Origin of the sequence: Anabaena sp. UHCC 0451 (genome assembly GCF_034931405.1) — a bacterium.
Lineage (GTDB): Bacteria > Cyanobacteriota > Cyanobacteriia > Cyanobacteriales > Nostocaceae > RDYJ01.
The window spans coordinates 1-5,039 of the sequence record NZ_JAYGHA010000071.1 but is presented as its reverse complement, the minus strand read 5'-3'; the positions used below and the strand labels follow the sequence as shown (position 1 = coordinate 5,039).

Sequence of the window (5,039 nt, the reverse complement as noted above, 5' to 3'; positions counted from 1 at the left end):
CCACTAGAGTGTTCAGGTGGACGCTTGCCAACATCTGTATTTCCTGTGGCGATTATCTTTTCTTGTTCATCTCTGATAATCACGGGCATCATTCCAGATATATCTCTAAATCCCCTTGTTCCATAGCAATTGTCATCTGGTCCAGCAATGCCACCTGCTATAAGCTCTAGTTGCCCTGATATGGTATCGCCAGTTTTTTGGGGCTGTGCTAATACGGGAATTGGTAGCAGTGAGAGAGCGATGCCTGTGGCGAGCGAAGCTTTCGCAATGGGTAGGAATTTCATGGTAATTTCCGTAATTTTCCCTATTTTACGCTTTTTGGCGTAGATATAGAGATCGCACACACGAGGGGCAAGATAGGCTAGAAGTCTTACCCCGCAAAGATTACAGCAAATCATCAAGTAGGTTGGAAATTTCCCCCTGGTCTCGTTTACGGTTGTCATCATAAATCATCAGCGTGTCGAGCTTGCTATGACGTGATAATTTCTGTACCTTCCTGACATCTCCCCCGGTGGCATCAAGAGCGGCCGTAATGGCACTATGCCTTATCCTGTGGGGACTCATAGCCTTTGCTATTCCTGCATTTTGGGAATATTCACAGACAATTTTCCTGATTGCATCCCCCGTTAATCGGTGTCCTTTGTGGGCATTGTCCAAAGCTATGAATAAAGGCAGATCCGGCGTAAATCTTCCCCGCACGGATAGCCAGTTAGAGATGGCCTCTACAGTAGCAGGGGAGAGATCAACAGTTTGATATTGCGTCCCCTTACCCTTCCCTAGAATCCGTAAAGTCTTAGCAGTAGGATCAAAATCCCCTATGTTTGCTTTGGAAACTTCCCCCCGTCGTAAAGCATTACCCCAAAGCAGCCGCAATATTGCATAGTCTCTAATCCCCTTGACCGTGGTTGTATCACATTGTTTAAGAATGAGTTTAAATGTATCAGCATCTACCCCTGTAGTATCTCTGTACTTGGCTGATTTTTCCCCCTTGACATCTTCTAAAGAGTAGCTGCATACCCCAACCTTACGCCCAAAAACAACCAAACTTTTAATAGCAGCAATACGACGGTTTACAGTTGCTTCTTTAAGACCTTTATTTATTAAAGCAGCTTTATATTTAAGTACAGTTGCTACTGCTTGACCTTGGGATAAATGCAAAAACTCTAGTACAGCGTCATGGTTAGCTGTATCACCTGTCATTGTATTAAAGAAGTTATTAATATCGCTTAGATATGCCCGTCTTGTAGTTTCTGCGCGTTTATCAGCTAATAATTGATTTAACACATCTGTATCCTGTCTTGAGTCTATGTGAGTGAACCTAGAACCGATTGGGGTAGATAGTGATGATTCTAGGTTATGAGTTGTTAGTACGATTGTATTCATGGTAGTCCTATTTTAGATTACGATAATGGTTCTTTTCGATAGCTGAACTTTTTTATTTAATCCCTACCTTGACGATAGGGATTGTGGGGTTAAGCGTAATTACTCAAGCGTTAACCAGTAGTGTAGATGCTTCATGAGGTAACATAGCTTTTCAACTCGATACCAAAAATCTGATCCGATGTAGTTGATAGCAGTGGCCTCTATAATCTCAGGATGTAAATTTTTAGATGCCCAATAACGGATCAGTTTAGGGGTGATATTTTGGGGATCTTCTGTTGAGAATTGCCAGAATGTATCCTTGAGCAGTTGTTTTATCTGCTTGCGTTCGGTGTGTGTCATTGGTGTTTAGTTCCTTCTAATTGGTGTAGCTGCTTTGGTAATCCCCCGGTGTGGGGGAGTTGGGGGAATTAGAAAGGAGTTACACCGTACTTGATCACCGTGTCTCGATACCCTCTAAAGTAGTCACTGTCTAATTCTGTTGTTAGGGGTAGTAGACGTTGTAAAGCATCAAGTTGACCGTCAACGTAGGTTAAAGTTTTTGTCTGTGGTACGCTATTCATAAGTCATTAATCCTTTTGATAGAGGTTGATGGACAAAAGGCGATCGCTAAACTTTGGACGGTGTGGCGGTTGCCTTTTGTGTTTTGTACTCGGTTATCTAACCTTGTATGTAACTTAGTATAGTAACTCTATATAGCAACCGTCAATAGTAAACCCATAGAAAGTTACCCTAAGTTACTATAAAATATAGAGTAACTACTTATAGGTTATCTATTGACGGTTATTGGTAACTTGAGTTAGGGTAACTAATTATAGTTACCTTGAGTTACTACTATGGGAACTGCAAAAGCTGATCACAAGGCAATAGATACCGATATCCATCTGGAGACAGATAACGGAAACCTGATTAAAATTGACCCTGACAACGATAAATGGAGTAATTGGCTAGAAAATAACAGCAGTTTTAAATTTGTAGCTGGTTTCGGTGGTGAAGATAGTTATCGTGCCAGAAAAGAAGTTTTAGGTGGTGTGGTTTATTGGTATGCTTTCAAGAAAGTAAATAACAAGTTACATAAGCGTTACATTGGTAAACCATACGAAGTTACCCATGACCGCTTGTGTGAAGTTGCTAAAACCATTAGAGACGTTAAGGTTAAACCAGATAAGGAAGATAAAGCTAATAACGATAGTAACCAAATAGGTAACACCGCCTTACAGGAATTAGTAAACCAGTTAGTTAACCAAGTACAAGGGTTGGCTAATCGTTTAGATAACCTTGAAAGCAGGGGGGGAGATGCAACCGAAAAAAAGCCAGAATCTTTACCCAATGAGGAATTAGAGGCGCGGATCAGGGAGTTAGAACGGTTAAATACTGAGTTAACTAAGCAGTTGACTAACGAACAAGTCAAGGTTAGCAGCTTGTCAAAAAATTTACGGAATAGGGAAGATAATTTTCCCTATTCCCTGGAGTACATAAAGCAGTTTGGCGATTTTTATATGAATGCTTTACGCCATAAGGAAAAATTGCCGTCTAGCGAAGTGGATAACTACAAATTGGAGGTCAAAAAGTTCATCAATTTTATCGAGGCTAACCGGAAAGTCCCCGGTCCATCAGGGGGTTTTTCTCATGGGATGGATTTTGATCTCAGAAGAGGTGAGGATATCGTCAGCTTATCCAGTTGCCTAAATGAGTTAACCAGTGAGTTAGCTAACAAAGATAGTAAACTAATTGAGTTGTCTAATGAGTTAACTAATAAAGATAGTCAACTGCAAGAGTTAACTAATCAAGTAGACAACCTGAATAGTAAACTACAGGAACTAAAAGCAGCTATTCCCCCCGCCGTCGTTCCCAATCCCCAATCACCAATAACCAATCACCAATCACCACCGGGGGAAGATGTAGAGAGCGATCGCCCCAATACCGATCCGTCTCCAGAAACTGACAAAAAACAGAAAATAATCGAATTTTTTGCAGATATTGACATTCACTCCCCCATAACTGCTGACGTGATCAAGGCTTCGGGAGTAGGGGAAAAAATCAAGACTAATAAGGAGGAATTAGAACGGATTTTAGGGGAAGAAATAAATACGAAGTCTAAAGTCGTGGTGCGAGTCAGGAACATTTTAAAAGGCGCTGGTTTTGATGTTGGAGGCAACCCAAATCAAGGATATTTTGTAAAGGGTTAGTTAGGCGATCGCAACTTACGCCATAAAAAAAGGATAGAATTTATCTATCCTTTAAAAATGCTATTTATGATAATAACCCGGCTGGTATAGTGTGGTGGCTTTTTCCCCATCCCTGCTGACCAGCTTTATTATTTTGGCAGGGAGCATCAAATTTAAAACTTTCCTTTGGTTTTTGACCAGCCGAATAAACTCCTGATCATCTTCACAATTAATAATTACTGAATTTTCCCATCTGGTAATGATAGTTTTTAACGAAAATGTGAATATTTCTTGCATGATTCCCCTACCAATTAAAATTAAAATTCAACATCAAGAGGGCAAAATGTAGGCGCTTTGTTGATGTATCTATCCCATAAGCCTTGATACCCAAAAAATAACCCATCTTTCATATATTCTTCGGCTTCTGACTCACTCTCAAAATGCCTATAAGCTTGTTTGCCGTCATCTGCCAAATCTACATACAGATAAAATCCCTGCTGTGTTTCGTGAAACTGCATACCCCAATCATTGATTTTCAGCTTGAACTGTTCCGTTAGCTGCATATTTAATCCTCAAAATTTATAGGTTTACCGTTAAAGTGATCATGAATCTTTTCAGGATGAACCCATGATGGTAAGGTGTGTTCAACGTCTTTTAATTCGTTCCCTTGTGCATCAACTAACCCATACCTGACAACTACTCTAGGCAGTGGTGTGTCACCGTCAGCACTGAATTTTTGTAGTAGAATCATTCCGGCTTTACGAGTAGCTTCTGTTCCTGGTGCAAATGATTCGTTAGTGTCATTGTGGGTTATTCCCAGTAACATATTTTTGGCTTTTCTGGTGTCACTGAGTGATAACTTAAAGACAGTATCAGCCAATTCACCTATCAACATTCTTTGGTGGGTAAATTCATCTATGATAGTTTGGGTTTTATTGCTAGGATTCTGCTTTATTCTATCCATCCAATACCGTATTAAATCTTGAAAAGCAGTCATAGTATCCTGTTCATTTTCTGCTATATTCTGACTTTGTAGAAACTTCCAAACTTTGGCATTAATTCCAGTGGCGTGGCGGTCTATTAAATAATAGATATCAGCATCTAAGCAATATTTTCTGATGAGTGCGATCGCTCCTGCTGTATAAGTTTTCCCTGAACCTTGATTACCGATTAACCATAGAGGTTTTAGGCTGCTAATGATTTTCCATAACCATCCATCTTCATGACTTTTTAGAGCATCTATCAAACTATTTTTTAGCTCTTCATTGGGCGATAGTTTAGGCTGATTATCTGCTTTAGTTTTGCCAGATAATTTATCTATCTTCTGCTGAGTCTCCACCGCTTCTAATTGATTCTTAGCAGTTCCTTTTCTGAGTTCGCTAAGTTGTAATTGGTGCTGGTGTAGGGATAGCTCACCTTGTAGATGTCCATTGAGTTGATCAAGTTGCAATTCTCCATCACTTTTCATAGCCTGTATGGTTTCGGATGGGG

6 protein-coding genes and 1 pseudogene are annotated in these 5,039 nt (G+C 40.1%); 1 reads left to right on the top strand and 6 read right to left on the bottom strand.

Annotated features, from left to right (window positions below):
• The 4 genes from VB694_RS25220 to VB694_RS25205 form a co-directional block, all read right to left on the bottom strand.
• Window positions 1-284 (bottom strand): hypothetical protein (locus VB694_RS25220; RefSeq protein WP_323363065.1); only part of this gene is annotated, 284 nt, incomplete at its 3' end.
• A gap of 100 nt (window positions 285-384) precedes the next feature.
• Entirely contained in the window at window positions 385-1,383 is a 999-nt protein-coding gene (locus VB694_RS25215; protein ID WP_323363064.1) for a tyrosine-type recombinase/integrase, read from the bottom strand.
• 99 nt (window positions 1,384-1,482) lie between these two features.
• Window positions 1,483-1,722, bottom strand: a complete 240-nt coding sequence (locus tag VB694_RS25210) for a hypothetical protein (RefSeq protein WP_323363063.1) — start codon at window positions 1,720-1,722, stop codon at window positions 1,483-1,485.
• A 68-nt stretch (window positions 1,723-1,790) separates the two neighbouring features.
• Window positions 1,791-1,943: a hypothetical protein gene (locus tag VB694_RS25205; protein ID WP_323363062.1), complete on the bottom strand. Its 153-nt coding sequence runs from the start codon at window positions 1,941-1,943 to the stop codon at window positions 1,791-1,793.
• 273 nt (window positions 1,944-2,216) lie between these two features.
• On the opposite strand from VB694_RS25205, the gene VB694_RS25200 reads away from it, so the two are divergent.
• Entirely contained in the window at window positions 2,217-3,569 is a 1,353-nt protein-coding gene (locus VB694_RS25200; RefSeq protein ID WP_323363061.1) for a hypothetical protein, read from the top strand.
• 296 nt (window positions 3,570-3,865) lie between these two features.
• Here the strand turns inward: VB694_RS25200 and VB694_RS25195 are convergent, their stop codons facing one another.
• Entirely contained in the window at window positions 3,866-4,111 is a 246-nt protein-coding gene (locus VB694_RS25195; protein ID WP_323363060.1) for a hypothetical protein, read from the bottom strand.
• A 2-nt stretch (window positions 4,112-4,113) separates the two neighbouring features.
• Window positions 4,114-5,039, bottom strand: a pseudogene (locus tag VB694_RS25190) (hypothetical protein); the annotation flags it as partial.

Excerpts from the sequence above, each read along its gene's own strand:
- VB694_RS25200 (WP_323363061.1), top strand. The coding sequence starts at position 2,217 with ATGGGAACTGCAAAAGCTGATCACAAGGCAATAGATACCGATATCCAT.
- VB694_RS25215 (WP_323363064.1), bottom strand. The coding sequence starts at position 1,383 with ATGAATACAATCGTACTAACAACTCATAACCTAGAATCATCACTATCT.
- VB694_RS25205 (WP_323363062.1), bottom strand. The coding sequence starts at position 1,943 with ATGAATAGCGTACCACAGACAAAAACTTTAACCTACGTTGACGGTCAA.
- VB694_RS25210 (WP_323363063.1), bottom strand. The coding sequence starts at position 1,722 with ATGACACACACCGAACGCAAGCAGATAAAACAACTGCTCAAGGATACA.
- VB694_RS25195 (WP_323363060.1), bottom strand. The coding sequence starts at position 4,111 with ATGCAGCTAACGGAACAGTTCAAGCTGAAAATCAATGATTGGGGTATG.